This is a genomic window from Streptomyces sp. NBC_00464 (genome assembly GCF_036013915.1).
GTDB lineage: Bacteria > Actinomycetota > Actinomycetes > Streptomycetales > Streptomycetaceae > Streptomyces.
In genome coordinates, this window is the sequence record NZ_CP107899.1 from 5,852,735 (window position 1) to 5,867,669 (window position 14,935).

15 protein-coding genes and 1 riboswitch are annotated in these 14,935 nt (G+C 70.7%); of the genes, 6 read left to right on the forward strand and 9 right to left on the reverse strand.

Annotation, left to right across the window (positions count from 1 at the left end):
- Positions 1-60 precede the first annotated feature (60 nt).
- Both OG912_RS26330 and OG912_RS26335 read left to right on the forward strand, forming a co-directional pair.
- On the forward strand, positions 61-1,089 hold the full coding sequence (locus OG912_RS26330; protein WP_327711529.1) for a 6-phosphofructokinase: 1,029 nt from the start codon (positions 61-63) through the stop codon (positions 1,087-1,089).
- A 132-nt stretch (positions 1,090-1,221) separates the two neighbouring features.
- Complete coding sequence (locus OG912_RS26335) at positions 1,222-2,223, forward strand: 2-hydroxyacid dehydrogenase (protein WP_326735739.1); 1,002 nt, start codon at positions 1,222-1,224, stop codon at positions 2,221-2,223.
- A gap of 24 nt (positions 2,224-2,247) precedes the next feature.
- Here OG912_RS26335 and OG912_RS26340 read toward each other — a convergent pair whose 3' ends face one another.
- Both OG912_RS26340 and OG912_RS40105 read right to left on the reverse strand, forming a co-directional pair.
- Positions 2,248-4,140, reverse strand: a complete 1,893-nt coding sequence (locus OG912_RS26340; protein WP_327711530.1) for an anthranilate synthase family protein — start codon at positions 4,138-4,140, stop codon at positions 2,248-2,250.
- Between the two features lie 99 nt (positions 4,141-4,239).
- A complete protein-coding gene (locus tag OG912_RS40105) occupies positions 4,240-4,296 on the reverse strand; it encodes a trp operon leader peptide (RefSeq protein ID WP_073735655.1) in 57 nt (18 codons plus the stop codon).
- A gap of 142 nt (positions 4,297-4,438) precedes the next feature.
- Here OG912_RS40105 and OG912_RS26345 point away from each other — a divergent pair, with 142 nt between their 5' ends.
- Entirely contained in the window at positions 4,439-5,785 is a 1,347-nt protein-coding gene (locus OG912_RS26345; protein ID WP_326740575.1) for a class II 3-deoxy-7-phosphoheptulonate synthase, read from the forward strand.
- A 170-nt stretch (positions 5,786-5,955) separates the two neighbouring features.
- Entirely contained in the window at positions 5,956-6,261 is a 306-nt protein-coding gene (locus OG912_RS26350) for a (2Fe-2S)-binding protein (RefSeq protein ID WP_327711531.1), read from the forward strand.
- Between the two features lie 54 nt (positions 6,262-6,315).
- Here the strand turns inward: OG912_RS26350 and bfr are convergent, their stop codons facing one another.
- Positions 6,316-6,795 carry a bacterioferritin gene (bfr, locus tag OG912_RS26355; RefSeq protein ID WP_327711532.1) on the reverse strand — a complete coding sequence of 160 codons (480 nt, stop codon included), beginning with the start codon at positions 6,793-6,795 and terminating at the stop codon, positions 6,316-6,318.
- Positions 6,796-6,949: 154 nt separating this feature from the next.
- On the opposite strand from bfr, the gene OG912_RS26360 reads away from it, so the two are divergent.
- The gene (locus OG912_RS26360) at positions 6,950-7,582 is read left to right on the forward strand and encodes a sulfite oxidase-like oxidoreductase (protein WP_326735736.1); all 633 of its coding nucleotides are present in this window, start codon (positions 6,950-6,952) and stop codon (positions 7,580-7,582) included.
- A gap of 24 nt (positions 7,583-7,606) precedes the next feature.
- Here the strand turns inward: OG912_RS26360 and OG912_RS26365 are convergent, their stop codons facing one another.
- The 6 genes from OG912_RS26365 to thiO form a co-directional block, all read right to left on the reverse strand.
- On the reverse strand, positions 7,607-8,131 hold the full coding sequence (locus OG912_RS26365; protein ID WP_443061023.1) for a DUF4396 domain-containing protein: 525 nt from the start codon (positions 8,129-8,131) through the stop codon (positions 7,607-7,609).
- Between the two features lie 88 nt (positions 8,132-8,219).
- Positions 8,220-9,077, reverse strand: coding sequence for a deoxyribonuclease IV (locus OG912_RS26370; RefSeq protein WP_326735735.1), 858 nt, complete (start codon positions 9,075-9,077; stop codon positions 8,220-8,222).
- A 6-nt stretch (positions 9,078-9,083) separates the two neighbouring features.
- Positions 9,084-11,003: a Stk1 family PASTA domain-containing Ser/Thr kinase gene (pknB, locus tag OG912_RS26375; protein ID WP_327711533.1), complete on the reverse strand. Its 1,920-nt coding sequence runs from the start codon at positions 11,001-11,003 to the stop codon at positions 9,084-9,086.
- Between the two features lie 183 nt (positions 11,004-11,186).
- Positions 11,187-11,981 carry a thiazole synthase gene (locus OG912_RS26380; RefSeq protein ID WP_326735733.1) on the reverse strand — a complete coding sequence of 265 codons (795 nt, stop codon included), beginning with the start codon at positions 11,979-11,981 and terminating at the stop codon, positions 11,187-11,189.
- Positions 11,982-11,983: 2 nt separating this feature from the next.
- Positions 11,984-12,217 (reverse strand): sulfur carrier protein ThiS, encoded by a 234-nt coding sequence (gene thiS / locus OG912_RS26385; protein ID WP_327711534.1) that lies wholly within the window; start codon positions 12,215-12,217, stop codon positions 11,984-11,986.
- Positions 12,214-13,395, reverse strand: coding sequence for a glycine oxidase ThiO (gene thiO, locus OG912_RS26390; protein WP_327711535.1), 1,182 nt, complete (start codon positions 13,393-13,395; stop codon positions 12,214-12,216). The genes thiS and thiO overlap by 4 nt, the downstream gene beginning before the upstream one ends.
- Positions 13,393-13,505: riboswitch (TPP riboswitch) on the reverse strand. Its footprint overlaps the gene before it by 3 nt.
- Positions 13,506-13,706: 201 nt before the next feature.
- Between thiO and OG912_RS26395 the strand changes: the two genes are divergently transcribed.
- Positions 13,707-14,888: an NAD(P)/FAD-dependent oxidoreductase gene (locus tag OG912_RS26395; protein ID WP_327713548.1), complete on the forward strand. Its 1,182-nt coding sequence runs from the start codon at positions 13,707-13,709 to the stop codon at positions 14,886-14,888.
- The last annotated feature ends 47 nt before the right edge of the window (positions 14,889-14,935 follow it).

Below are 14,935 nucleotides of genomic sequence, written 5' to 3' on the forward strand. Positions count from 1 at the left end.
TGACCTGGATCACCCTTAGCGTGGAGCTGAGTGAGCTCACTTCGGCGAAGGGATGCTTTCATGCGGGTCGGAGTACTGACCGGGGGCGGCGACTGCCCCGGGCTCAACGCGGTCATCCGCGCCGTCGTCCGCAAGGGCGTGCAGGAGTACGACTACGACTTCATCGGATTCCGGGACGGCTGGCGCGGAGCGCTGGAGGGCGTGACGGTTCCGCTCTCCATTCCGGCCGTGCGCGGCATCCTGCCGCGCGGTGGCACCATCCTCGGGTCATCGCGCACCAATCCGCTCAATGCCGAGCACGGCGTCCGCCGGATCAGGGACAACCTCGCCAAGCACGAGGTCGACGCCCTCGTCACGATCGGCGGCGAGGACACCCTCGGGGTGGCGGCCACCCTGTCCGACTCGTACGGCATCCCCTGCGTCGGCGTCCCGAAGACCATCGACAACGACCTGTCCGCCACCGACTACACCTTCGGCTTCGACACCGCCGTCAACATCGCGACCGAGGCCATCGACCGGCTGCACACCACGGCCGAATCCCATATGCGGGTCCTCGTCGTCGAGGTGATGGGCCGCCACGCCGGCTGGATCGCGCTCCACTCGGGGCTGGCCGGCGGCGCCAACGTCATCCTCATCCCGGAACAGCGCTTCGACATCGACCAGGTCTGTGCCTGGGTGACCTCCCGGTTCCGGGCAAGTTACGCACCGATCGTGGTGGTCGCCGAAGGGGCCATGCCCGCGCAGGGCGAAATGGTCCTCAAGGACGGGTCGCACGACTCCTTCGGTCACGTCCGCCTCTCCGGCGTCGGCGAATGGCTGGCCAAGGAGATCGAGAGCCGCACCGGCAAGGAGGCCAGGACCACCGTGCTCGGTCATGTCCAGCGCGGCGGCACCCCCAGCGCCTTCGACCGCTGGCTGGCCACCCGCTTCGGGCTGCACGCCATCGAGGCCGTACGCGACGGCGACTTCGGGAAGATGGTGGCGCTACAGGGTACGGACATCGTGCGGGTGCCGATCGCGGAGGCGACCGCCCGGCTCAAGACGGTCGATCCGGCGCTCTACGCGGAGGTGGGGGTCTTCTTCGGCTGAGCGGCTGTGGGGCGGAGCGGCGTGCCGAACGCGCGCCCGACCCCACGGACATATATTTGCGATGACCGGCCGTGCGGGGCCCGCTCCCGGAGCGGTTCCCGCACCTGGCCCGCATCAGTCACGGGAGACGTCTTGGAAATCCTGGCATTCGGAGTGCAGTCCGACGAGAAGCCCCTGATCGAGAAGGCGTTCGCCGGGAAGCACGAGGTCCGGTGCCTGGACGTCTTTCTGACCCCGGACACCGCACCCATCGCGGCGGGCTACGAGATCGTCTCCACCAGCGTCAACGCCGATCTGGGCAGCCGCGTCCTGCAGACCCTCGCGGCCGGCGGCACCCAGATGATCGCCCAGCGTTCCACCGGCTTCAACAACATCGATCTGGACGTGGCCGAGCGCCTCGCCCTGCGGGTCGCACGGGTCTCCTGGTACTCGCCCTACTCGGTCGCCGAATTCGCCTGGGCCCTTGCCATGGCGGTCAACCGCCGCATCGTCCGCGCCACGACCCGCACCCGGGACTTCGACTTCCGCCTCGACGGCCTTCTCGGCCGGGACATGCACGGCCGCACGGCCGGCATCATCGGCACGGGCAAGATCGGCGAGGCCTTCACCCGGATCGCCCATGGCTTCGGCATGAATCTGCTCGGCTGGGACGTCGCCGAGAACCCCGCCTGCGTCGAGCTGGGCATGCGGTACGTCGACAAGGAGGAGCTCCTTGCCGAGTCCGACCTGATCAGTCTGCACGTCCCGCTGCTGCCCTCGACCCACCACATCATCGGCAAGGACGCCCTGGCCCGGATGAAGGACGACGCGATCCTGATCAACTCCAGCCGTGGCGGGCTCGTCGACACCTCCGCCCTGGTCGGGGAGTTGCGGGCGGGCCGGTTCCTGGGGGTCGGACTCGACGTGTACGAGGCGGAGGCCGGGCTCTTCTTCCTCGACAAGTCCCTGGAGGGCGTCGACGACGACACCCTGGCCCGCCTCGTCACCTTCCCGAACGTCCTCGTCACCTCGCACCAGGCGTACTACACCGAGGACGCCCTGGGCCAGATCATCGGCGCCACCGTCCAGAACGTCGACGACTACCTGGCCGGCCGCCGCAGCGACAACGTGCTGGTCCCGCCGCCCAGGCCCTGACAGCAGGGCCCGGGCGGCCGGATCTCAGCCGCGTACCGGAAGCCCGGCCAGGAGCTCGCCCACGATCGTCGCCCCGCGCAGCGTCAGCACCGACTCCGGATGGAACTGCACCGAGGCGAAGCCGTCCCCGCGCAGTGCGTGCAGCTCCCCGGTCGCCGGGTCCAGGCTCGCCTCGATGCCGTGCGCCGCCAGCTCGGTGGCCGCCGCGTCGTCGCAGCGCGCGGTGAAGCTGTTGTAGAAGCCGACGATCTCCGGGCGGCCGAACAGATCGATCCGGGTCTGCGCACCCTGGTACGGGACGTTCTTGCGGACGATGTCGAGACCCAGCTCGGCCGCGATCAGCTCATGACCCAGGCACACCCCGAGCAGCCCGTGCCGGTGATCCCGTACGAGCTCCGCGGCGAGGGACCGCAGCAGCCGCATCTTCGGGTCGGCCGCGTCACCCGGATCCCCCGGACCGGGGCCCAGCACGACGGGACCCTCATGCGCCCGTACGAGCTCGCGCAGCCCCGGCTCGTCGTAGCGGTGCACCGACACATCGAGGCCCGATGCGCGCAGCAGATGCCCCAGCATCGAGGTGAACGTGTCCTCGCCGTCGACCACCAGCGCATGGCCGGACAGCGCGTCGGTGCGCTCCTGCATCCGCAGCCAGAACGGCGCCAGCCCGTCCCGCCGGGCATCCAGTGCCGCCCGCACCCGGGGATCGTCGGCCAGTCGCGGCCTCGCGTCCTCGGCCTGCGGCCGCCCAGGCCGCACCCCCAGCGCGGTCAGTACGCCGGCCGCCTTCGCATGGGTCTCGGCGACTTCGCTCTCCGGGTCGGAGTGGCGTACCAGCGTCGCCCCGACCGGCACCCGCAGCTCGCCCCGGGCCGAGATGTCGGCGGTCCGGATCAGGATCGGCGAGTCCAGCGTCTGCGCCCCGTCGGGCCCCTGCCGCAACAGGGCCAGCGCGCCCGCGTAGTAGCCGCGCCCGCCGGACTCGTACCGCTCGATCACGCGGCAGGCGTTCTGTACGGGGGAGCCGGTGACCGTCGCCGCGAACATGGTCTCCTTCAGGACCTCGCGCACATCCAGCGAGGAGCGGCCGCGCAACTCGTACTCCGTGTGCGCGAGATGGGCCATCTCCTTGAGCCGAGGACCGATCACCACCCCGCCCATGTCGCCGACCGTGCACATCATCTTGAGTTCCTCGTCGACCACCATGGAGAGCTCCTCGGTCTCCTTGCGGTCGCCGAGGAAGGCCAGCAGGCTCTCGGCGGTCGGGCCCTCGGCGGGGTAGCGGTAGGTGCCGCTGATGGGATTCATCACGACGGTCCCGCCGGACATCCGCACATGCACCTCGGGGCTGGCACCGACGAGCGTCCTGTCCCCGGTGTGGACGACGAACGTCCAGTACGCACCCCGCTCACCGGCCAGCAGCCGCCGGAACAGGGCCAGCGCGTCCGCCCGGCCGAAGCCCGGGATCTCGCCCCGGAAGGTCCGCCGGATGACGAAGTTCGCGCCCTCGCCCCGGCCGATCTCGTCCTCGATGACCCGCCGCACCGTCCCCGCGTACTCCTCGTCGGACACGTCGAACGCACCGTCCTCGACCCGCACCGCGTGGGCGGGAAGCACGTCCAGCGTCTCGGCCAGGGGAAGTTCGTACGTCTCGTCCGCGACCAGCACGGTCAGCGGCGTGCCGTCGTCACGGACGTCGAAGCCACGCTCGGCGATCTGCCGGAACGGCACCAGAGCAAGGGTGGGCTGTTCGCCGATGGGGATGTCGGCGAGCCTGTCGGCCTCCCGCACCCGGCCGATCAGCACCTCGACGGTGTCGTGATCGTGGCCCGGGGTGCGCCTGCGCAGCAGGGCGAAGGGCGGGCAGTCGTCGCCAAGAAGTCTGCGGACGATCGTGTGCGGTGCGGTGTGCGGTGCCATCTGGGGTGTTCCTTCCACTGGGATCAGCTGGGAGGAACGGCCCCTGGACATGGGAAAGGCCGCCCCTCGGGCGGCCTCTGCGTCGGTGTGTACGCGCGATCAGTGGGCCGCTGGATGAGCGGTCCACCACCAGTTACGGGTTGAGTGCGCGAACATGCCAGAACCCTAACCCATGACCAGGACATGCAGGGGTCCCTTCCGTGGTCTCTTCCGCGCGGCTGGGGGAATGTATGTCGTCTCATTCGTTGAGCACCCGGATAACCAGTGGACGCGACCCCGTAATGTGGGGGCCGTGACCGTGAACGCCAATACCTCCGTCGCCGGTGGCAACACCTGGCGAGACCTTCCCGCGGCGCAGCAGCCCGAGTACCCCGACTCCGAGGCCCTGCGCGATGTACTCGCGGACCTCGCGTCGTATCCGCCGCTCGTCTTCGCCGGCGAGTGCGACCAGCTGCGCGCCCGTATGGGAGCCGTCGCCAAGGGCGAGGCGTTCCTGCTGCAGGGCGGCGACTGTGCCGAGGCCTTCGACGCCGTGTCCGCCGAGCACATCCGCGCCAAGCTGAAGACGCTGCTCCAGATGAGCGCCGTCCTCACCTACGCGGCCTCCGTGCCCGTCGTCAAGGTGGGCCGGATCGCCGGTCAGTACTCCAAGCCGCGCTCCAAGCCGACCGAGACCCGCGACGGCGTGACCCTGCCGACCTACCGCGGCGACTCCGTCAACGGCTTCGCCTTCACCGAGGCCGAGCGCATCCCGGACCCGGACCGGTTGAAGCAGATGTACCACGCATCCGCCTCCACGCTGAACCTCGTCCGCGCCTTCACCACCGGCGGTTACGCCGACCTGCGCCAGGTGCACGCCTGGAACCAGGACTTCGTGAAGTCGTCCCCGTCCGGCCAGCGCTACGAGGCCCTGGCCCGCGAGATCGACAACGCGCTGAACTTCATGAAGGCGTGCGGCACGGACCCGGCGGAGTTCAAGGCCGTCGAGTTCTACGCCTCGCACGAGGCCCTGCTGCTGGACTACGAGTCGTCGCTGACCCGCGTCGACTCGCGGACCGGCCAGCTGTACGACACCTCGGCGCACATGGTGTGGATCGGTGAGCGCACCCGCCAGATGGACGGCGCGCACATCGAGTTCGCCTCAAAGATCCGCAACCCCATCGGAATCAAGCTCGGCCCGACGTCCACCGTCGACGAGGCTCTCGGCTACATCGAGCGCCTCGACCCCGAGCGCGAGCCCGGCCGACTGACCTTCGTCGTCCGGATGGGCGCCGACAAGGTCCGCGACAAGCTCCCCGAGCTGGTCGAGAAGGTCACCGCCTCCGGCGCGACCGTGGCCTGGGTGACCGACCCGATGCACGGCAACACCTTCGAGGCCGCGTCCGGCCACAAGACCCGCCGCTTCGACGACGTCCTGGACGAGGTCAAGGGCTTCTTCGAGGTGCACAAGGGCCTCGGCACGCACCCGGGCGGCATCCACGTCGAGCTCACCGGTGACGATGTCACCGAGTGCGTCGGCGGTGGCCACGAGATCTTCGTGGACGACCTCCACCAGCGTTACGAGACCGCCTGCGACCCGCGGCTCAACCGCAGCCAGTCGCTGGACCTCGCGTTCCTGGTCGCCGAGATGTACCGGGACCAGTAAGGCATCACCGCGCGCAGCGCACGCGTGACTGTGGGGCACGGATCGATGTGATCCGTGCCCCACAGGGCGTTCCGGGGCTTTTACGGGCCTTGAGCGGCGGGTAAGGTTAGGTTAGCCTCACCGATTATCGGGGCGGCAGCCACGATCCATCCCGCCGGGAGGTGAACCGCATGTACGTCTGCTCGTGCTTCGGCGTTACGGAGCAGCAGGTCAAGAAACATGCGGAAGCAGGCGCCTGCACGCCCCGCCAGATAGCCTCGGCCTGCAAGGCGGGGACCGACTGCGGCGGCTGTGTCCGTACCATCCAGGCGATGCTCGGCCGCGGCGCCTGTCCGCGTCGTGAGCTGCTGGACCAGAAGCGGACGCCGGGCACCGCGGACCGTCTCACGGCCGGCGCCGCTCCCGATGCCGATCAGGGCATCGGCTCCGGCACCGGCCCCCTTCCTGCGCCGGTGCCGCTTCCCGACGCCGCCTGACGCCTGGCGGCCCGGCCGTCCGTACCCCCGGCCGTACTCCGGGCCGTGGGCCGGTCAGCTCTCCGGCTGCTCGATCAGCTGCGCGATGTAGAGCGGCTCGCCGAGCTTCTCGACCAGTTCCAGCTGGGTGTCGAGATAGTCGATGTGGTGCTCCTCGTCGGCCAGGATCGACTCAAAGATATTTGCGGACGTGATGTCGCCCTTGGTGCGCATCAGCTCGATACCGCGCTTGAGGCGGTCGATCGCCTCCACCTCGACCTGGCGGTCGGCCTGGAACATCTCGGTGACCGTCTGGCCCACCCGTACATGGAAAAGCCGCTGGTAGTTCGGCAGCCCATCGAGGAAGAGGATGCGGTCGGTCAGGATCTCGGCGTGCTTCATCTCGTCGAAGGACTCGGAGCGCGTGTATTTCGCGAGCTTCGTCCAGCCGAAATTGTCCTGCATCTTTGCATGCAGGAAGTACTGGTTGATAGCAGTCAATTCGGCGGTCAGCTGTTCGTTCAGGAACTCGAGGACCTCGGGGTCGCCCTGCATCGCAGAGGCTCCTTCCAACCGGTGAACTGGGCAAGTTGGCCGCATCCTCGCATCGCACCCGGTGGGCGTCCAGTAAGTGCATGCTTAGTACGAGTTGCCCGAAACGGCTCTGCCCTGGTCATGACCACCCCTGCCTGTCTGTCACCATGGAGGCATGGGTCAGCCGGAAAGCCGGGAACACCGCGCATCAGAGCAGTCCGAGCTTCCGCCGGGACAGCGTCTGCAGCGTGGCTGGCCGGTTACCCACTACGGGCCGGTGCCCAAGTTCAAGCCCGACCGCTGGGAGTTCCGGGTCTTCGGAGCCACGGCCGACGGCGAGAAGCACTGCTGGAACCATCAGGAGTTCTCCGCGCTGCCGTTCTCCTCGGTCGTCGCCGATCTGCACTGCGTGACCAAGTTCAGCATGCTGGGCGCCGAGTGGGGTGGAGTGCTCGCCCGTGACGTCGTGGCGCTCGCGCCGCCCGCGCCGCAGGTCACCCATGTGATGGTCTGGGCCGAGTACGGCTTCAGTTCGAACCTCCGGCTCGACGACTTCACCTCCGAGCGCGCGCTGTTCGCCACCCACAAGGGCGGCGAACTGCTCACCGCCGAACACGGCTTCCCGCTCCGGCTCGTCGTACCGCATCTGTACGCCTGGAAGGGCCCCAAGTGGGTCCGGGGCATCGAGTACATGAGCGCCGACCGTCGCGGCTTCTGGGAGGAGCGCGGCTACCACAACGTCGGCGATCCCTGGAAGGAGCAGCGCTACTCCTACCAGGAAGAGCCCGGGGAAGGCCCCGAGCTCTGACCCGGCCGCGCCTCCTGCGCCGCCTCAGTGGTGGTACTGGTGCACCACCGCGTGCCCCTTGCCGCGCCCGATCATCCACTTGTTCACCGGTGTGGTGACGACGAAGGCGACGGCGAGCGAGATCGTGAGTGCTGCCCAGAACAGGGCGTCCGAGAGCATCGCGTCCATGGCGCCCGGCCACAGGGCGATCACTCCGTTGTCGATCAGTTCCATCACCGCGATCGAGAGCGTGTCGGCCGCGAGGGCGACCCGGAACGCCGTCCTGAAGTCGACGCCCGCCTTCAGGACGGACCGCAGCGTCAGCGTGTAGCCGAAGAAGAACGCCAGGACGATCGCGAGGACCATCGTCGGCACGTTGCCCCAGCCGAACGCGGTGCCGATCACCATGCCGAGGATCTCGCCGATGGCGCATCCGGTGAGGCAGTGGAGGGTCGCCCGTGCTGCCATCGCCCAGCTGACGCCGCCGGAACCGTGGCCGGAGTGGTGGTCGGCGTGGGCGCTGTGGTCGGGGTGACCTGCGTGCTGTGTGTGCTGCGCGTGGTCCTGCATCGTGTTCCCCCAATGCTGAGGAGCGGTTCCTGCCGACAGTAAGAACCGTATACCCCCCAGGGGTATTCCTCAAGGGGTGTCCGCCCGGTCAGCCCCGTCCGCGCAGCTCCTTCAGCCGGGCCACGTCCGCCGCATGCCCTGCCGTCCCGCCCGGGGTCTCGATGACCAGCGGCACACCCTCGGTCGCCGGATGCGAGAACAGCTCCCGGAACGGCTCCTCGCCGATGTGGCCCGCTCCGATGTTCTCGTGCCGGTCCTTGTGCGCTCCGGCCACGTCCTTGGAGTCATTGGCGTGGATCAGCTTCAGCCGGCCCTCGCCGACCGTCTCCACCAGCAGGTCCAGCGTCTCCTTCATGCCCGCCGGACCGGCAAGGTCGTGACCCGCCGCGAAGATGTGGCAGGTGTCGAGGCAGATACCGAGCTTCGGATGGGCGTCGAGCGCGTCGAAGTACGGGCCGAAGTCCCAGGTCCGTGAGCAGAGCGAGTACCCCTGGCCCGCGGTCGACTCCAGCAGCAGGAACGGGTCGTCGTCGTGGGTCAGCTCGTCCAGCAGCGGCAGCATGTGGGTACGCACCTGCGCCAGCGCCTCCTCGCGCGGCCGGCCGTTGGTCGCCGAACCGGTGTGCACCACGACGCCCAGGGCGCCGATCCGGCGGGCCCGGCGCAGCGAGTGGCGCAGGGACTCCACGGACTTCTCGACGGTCGCCGGGGTGTGCGAGCCGAAGTTGATCAGATACGGGGCATGGACGTACGCCGGTATGGACTCGGCGGCGCACTCGGTGCGGAACAGCTCGTCCTGCGCCGGATTCCCGGCCGGTGTCGCCCAGCCGCGCGGATTGGCGACGAAGACCTGGACGGCCTCCGCGCCCATCTCGCGGGCGTAGGGGAGGCCGACCTTGGCGAGGCCGCCGGCCACCGGTACATGGCCGCCGACAGGGTTGCGCATACGGATCTACAGTCCCTTGGTCTTGATGGTGATGGTGCTGCCCTCGGGGGCCTGGTCGCCGCCGTCGACGGACTGGCTCTCGATGGTGTCGCTGAAGGAGAGGAACGGGCGGTCGACCTTGACCTCGAAGCCCGCGTCCTCCAGCTCGCTGCGGGCGTCGTCGACGTCCTTGCCGGTGACGTCCGGGACGTCGATCATCTGCGGGCCCTTGGAGACCGTCAGCGTGATGGTGTCTCCCTCGGCGGCCTCCTCGCCCTCGCCGGGTGACTGCTCGGCGATGTCGCCCGCGTCCTCGGGGGAGTTCACCCGGTCCGGCAGCACCTTCGCCTTCAGTCCCTCGTCGTCCAGCGCGGCGGTGGCGTCCTCGACGGAGAGGCCGGTGACATCGGGGACGTCGACCGGGCTGCCCTTGGAGACGATGATCGCGACCGCGGAGTCGGGGTGGCGCTCGGTGCCCGCCTCGGGTTCCGTACGCACCACCTCGCCGGCGGCCACGTCGTCGCTGAACTCCTTGGTGGTCATGCCGGGCACGAGGCCCTTCTTCTCCAGCTGACGTCTGGCCTCGGAGAGCGCGATGCCCTGGACATCGGGCACCGTCACGATCTCGGGACCGCGCGAGACGACCAGTGCCACCGAGTCGTTGCCCCGGATGCGGGCACCCGACTTCGGGGCGCTGCTGATCACCTTGCCGCGGTCGACGGTGTCGCTGTAGGCGCGACGTACGCCCTTGAGTTCGAGACCGGCGTTCGAGAGCCGTTCCTTGGCCGCCTTCTCGCTCTGGCCCAGCAGTGACGGGACCCGGGTGAACTGTCCGACGTTGATGTACCAGACGCCACCCCCGACCCCCAGGACCAGCAGCACGGCGAGGACCGCCGCGATGATGCCGCGACGCGGCGTCCCGCGGAGCCCCGCGCGACGGCCCGGCGGCTGCGGGGGCAGTTGCGGGGGCATCTCCAGTCGGCTGGTGTGGTGGGCGGTGCCCTGGCCCGGCGGCAGCACCCGCGGGATCACGCTGGTGCGGTCCTCGGCGTCGTCGTGGACCTCGGCCAGGGCCTGCGGCGGCACGGCGTCCAGCTGTGCGTCGGTGAGGCCGGACCGGGCCCGGCGGGACTCGGCGAGCAGCGCCACCGCGTCGAACGGCCGGACCTCGGGATTACGGGCGGTGGCGCTCGCCACCAGCGTGTCGAGCTCGGCCGCGAGACCCGGGACGACGGCCGAGGGGGCCGGGACGTCCTCGTTGAGGTGCTGGTAGATGACCTGGGCGGGGGACTCGCCGGTGTGCGGCTTGATGCCCGTGAGCATCTCGTACAGCACGACGCCGCACGCGTACACATCGGCGCGGGTGTCCGCGGTGCCGTGCTCGATCTGCTCGGGGGCGAGATAGGAGACGGTGCCCAGGATGGACCCGGTGGTGTTCGTGACCGAGCCCACGGCCCGGACCAGGCCGAAGTCGGCGACCTTGACCCGGCCGTCGTCACCTATCAGCACGTTCTCCGGCTTCATGTCCCGGTGGACGAAGCCCGCCCGGTGCGCGGCCCCCAGAGCGGCGAGCACCGGCTCCAGGATGTCCAGCGCGGCCCGCGGCTGCAGGGCGCCCCGCTCGCGCAGCACATCGCGCAGCGTGCACCCCGCGACGTACTCCATCGCGAGGTAGACGTACTGCCCCTGGGCGCCCTGGTCGAAGACCGCGACCACATTGGGGTGCGCGAGCCGGGCCACCGACTTGGCCTCGCGGATGAAGCGCTCGACGAACGAGGCGTCGGTCGCGAGCGCCGGATGCATCACCTTGAGGGCGAGCACCCGGTCGAGCCGGGTGTCCATGGCCCGGTAGACCGTGGCCATGCCGCCCACGGCGATGCGGGCATCGACGCGGTAGCGGCCGTCGAGCAGCTGCCCGACGAGAGGGTCCTGGAGGGTCGTATCCACGCAGCCGAGTCTACGAGTCACCGCGGACACGGCCGACTGGCGGAGCGATCCCGGCTCCGTACTGCAGCCGAGCCGTGACAGGGACATGCGATTTTCTGCCACGGAACGGGCGGAGCGCAGGGATCGGGACGTACCGCGTCAGGGGCATGAGATCCCCCACACGGACCGTTCCGGGCCCCGGGCTCAGAACGCCGGGCGCTCCGGATCCAGCACCGCCCGCCCCGCCGTCGGTGACGACGCCTCGGCGAAGTGACGGCGAGGGATCCGCCCCGCGCGGTACGCCAGCCGCCCGCCCGCCACCGCATGGCGCATCGCGCCGGCCATCAGCTCGGGTTCCTGGGCCCGGGTCACGGCCGACGCCAGCATCACGGCCGCACATCCCAGCTCCATGGCGAGCGCCGCGTCCGATGCCGTGCCCGCGCCCGCGTCCAGGATCACGGGTACCCGCGCCTGCTCGACGATCAGCTGGAAGTTGTGCGGATTGCGGATGCCCAGACCCGAACCGATGGGGGAGCCGAGCGGCATGATCGCCGCACACCCCACGTCCTCCAGCTTGCGGGCCAGCACCGGGTCGTCGTTCGTGTACGGCAACACCGTGAAACCGTCGTCCACCAGCGTCTCCGCGGCGTCCAGCAGTTCGATGGGGTCCGGCAGCAGGGTGCGCTCGTCCGCCACCACCTCCAGCTTGACCCAGTCGGTGCCGAGGGCCTCGCGGGCGAGCCGGGCGGTGAGCACGGCCTCGCCCGCAGTGAAGCAGCCGGCCGTGTTCGGCAGCACGCGGATGGAGAGCCGCTCCAGCACGGAGAGCACGGAGCCCTGCACGGTCGGGTCGAGGCGGCGCATCGCCACGGTCGTCAGCTCGGTGCCGGAGGCGGTCAGGGAGCGTTCCAGTACGTCCAGGCTGGGCGCCCCGCCCGTCCCCATGATCAACCGGGAGCCGAGGACGGTGCCGCCGAGCGAGAAGGGATCGTCGGACATGGTCAGCCTCCCTGGACCGCGGTGAGGACCTCGACCCGGTCGCCGTCCGTGAGTGCGGCGGCGGGCCACTGGCCGCGCGGTACGACGGTCTCGTTCAGGGCGGCCGCGACGCCCGAGGCTGCACTGGTCAGCGAGGCGACCAGGACGTCCAGGGTGGTGCCCGGCGCGACGGCGAGGACCTCACCGTTCACGGAGACGGAGACGGCAGGGACGGAAAGGGGGACGGGCTCGGTCATGCGGGCTGCTCCTGGGGTACGGGGGCGGCGGCGGGCGAGAAGCGGCCGGGGGAGAAGGGGCGGGCCACCTCGGGCAGTTCGCCTTCTGCCAGCAGCTGCGCCATGGCGTCTCCGGTGACGGGGGTGAGCAGCACCCCGTTGCGGTGGTGGCCGGTGGCGAGGTGGAGGCCGCGCAGCGCGGTGCGGCCGAGCAGCGGGGCGTTGTCGGGGGAGGCGGGACGCAGACCGGCGCGCGTCTCGGTGAGCGGCAGCTCGGTGATGCCCGGCACCAGTTCGTGCGCGTCGCGCAGCAGCTCGTACACCCCGCCCGCCGTGACGGTGGTGTCCCAGCCCATCTCCTCGCTGGTGGCGCCGATGACCAGCTCGCCGTTCTCACGCGGTACGAGATAGACGTGGCTGCCCCGGACCACCGCCCGCACGGTGCGGGAGAGGAAGGGGGCGTACGCGGTGGGCACGGTCAGCCGCAGCACCTGGCCCTTCACCGGGCGGACCGGGGGCAGGACGTGCTCCGGCACCCCCGGGAGCCGGCCGCTGAGGCTGCCCGCGGCGAGCACGACCTGATCGGCCGTCGCCTCCGTACCGTCGGCCAGTATGGCTCCGGTGGCCCGGTCCCCCGTGACCGAGAGCCGCTCGGCCCTTTGGCGGTGGAGGACGACCCCGGCCCGTTCGCACGCCGTCAGCAGCGCGGCGGCCAGCCGTCGCGGGTCGACCTGGTGGTCGCCGTCGACCCGCAGCCCGCCGCGTACACCCGGTGCGAGCATCGGCTCCAGGCGACGGCACTCCCGGCCCGTGAGCCACTCCGACTCCAGGCCCGAGCGGCGTTGCAGGGCGTGGAGTTCCCGCAGATGGGCGCGGTCGTCGGCATCGAGTGCGACGGCCAGGGTGCCGCAGGCGCGAAAGCCGATGTCCTGGCCGCTCGCCGCCTCCAGCTCGGCCGCGAACGCCGGATAGCGTGCGGCGGAGGCGACGTTGAGACCGAGCAGCATCTCCTCGCCGTAGTGGAGTTCGGTGACGGCGGCCAGCATCCCGGCCGCGACCTGGGCTGCGCCGCCGCCCGGTTCGGGATCGACCACCGCGGTGGCCAGGCCGCGCTGCGCGGCCCGCCAGGCGATCACCAGGCCGATGATGCCGCCCCCGATGACGAGGACGTCGGACCCGTTCGTACGGTGCGTGCGCATGGGCGTCCAGCCCCTCCCTTCGCCGGCATGACCCGGATCAGGTTCGTACGGTCGGAGGCCGCCCAGCCTCCCTCTCAGCCCGGTGCGCCCGGGCTCCCGCGAGTGATGTGCACGGCCACCCTAAACCCCTGGCCCGCGCTGCCTGCAAGGGAGCGGACGGGGGCACGGGAAAGGCGATCCGGCGGGCGCTTCCCGGGAACCGACTACCTGACGGACCGTCAGGTGTTTAAGGTGGACGGGTGGACGAGCAGACCGGACAGCAGCAGACAGAGCCGCGGCAGCGCCGCCGCGTCGTGATCGCCGGAGCGGGCATGGCGGGTGTGCAGACCGCCGTGGCCCTGCGCGAACAGGGCTTCACCGGCCCTGTCACGCTGATCGGCGCCGAACCGCACCAGCCGTACGACCGGCCCCCGCTGTCGAAGGCGGTCCTGCTCGGCAAGGCCGAGGACTCGGCCTTCGACATCGACTTCGAGGCGCTGGACATCACCCTGCGGCTCGGCCTCGACGTGACCGCGCTGCGCGCCGCCGACCACGAACTGGACACCCCGGCCGGGCCCGTCCCCTACGACGTCCTGGTCGTCGCCACCGGCGCCGAACCCCTGGTGCTGCCCGGCACCGAGGGCATCCCGGGCGTCCACCTCCTGCGCACGCTGGACGACGCCGCCCGGCTGCGGCCGGTCCTCGAACGGCAGCACGCCGTCGTGGTCGTCGGCGCGGGCTGGATCGGCGCCGAGTTCGCCACCGCGGCCCGCGCGGCCGGCTGTGCGGTCACCGTCGTCGAGGCGGCCGAACGCCCGCTCGCCGGCGCCCTGCCCGCCGAGGTCGCGGCCCCCATGGCCGCCTGGTACGCCGAGAGCGGCGCCGGACTCCTCACCGGGGCCCGGGTCGACCGCATCGAAGCCGGCCGGGTGGTCCTGGCGGACGGGCGTGCGATCCCGGCGGACGCGGTCGTCGTCGGCATCGGTGCCCGGCCCGCGACCGGCTGGCTGGCCGGATCGGGGATCGAGCTCGGCCCGGACGGATCGGTGACCGCCGACGCCTCGCTGCGCACCTCGCTCCCCGATGTGTACGCGGTCGGGGACTGCGCCTCGTTCCCCTCGGCCCGGTACGGCGAGCGGCTGCTCGTCCACCACTGGGACAACGCCCTCCAGGGGCCCCGGACCGTCGCCGCCGCCGTCACCGCCGCCGCTCCGGAGGGCGACGGGCAGCCGCCGGTCTACGACCCCGTGCCCTACTTCTGGTCCGAGCAGTTCGGCCGCTTCGTCCAGTACGCGGGCCATCACACGGGGGCCGACACCCTGGTGTGGCGCGGCGATCCGGCCGGACCGGCGTGGACGGTGTGCTGGCTGCGCGCCGGAGCGCTCGTCGCCGTACTGGCGGTCGGCCGTCCGCGCGATCTCGCGCAGGGGCGCAAACTCGTCGAATCGGGCGCGGAGCTCGCCCCCGAGCGGGTCGCCGACCCCTCCGTGCCCCTGAAATCAGCCACGCTCTGATGGCGTATCCGGCCCCCGTACGGTCGGCCCGGGTACCGGCTGTCGGT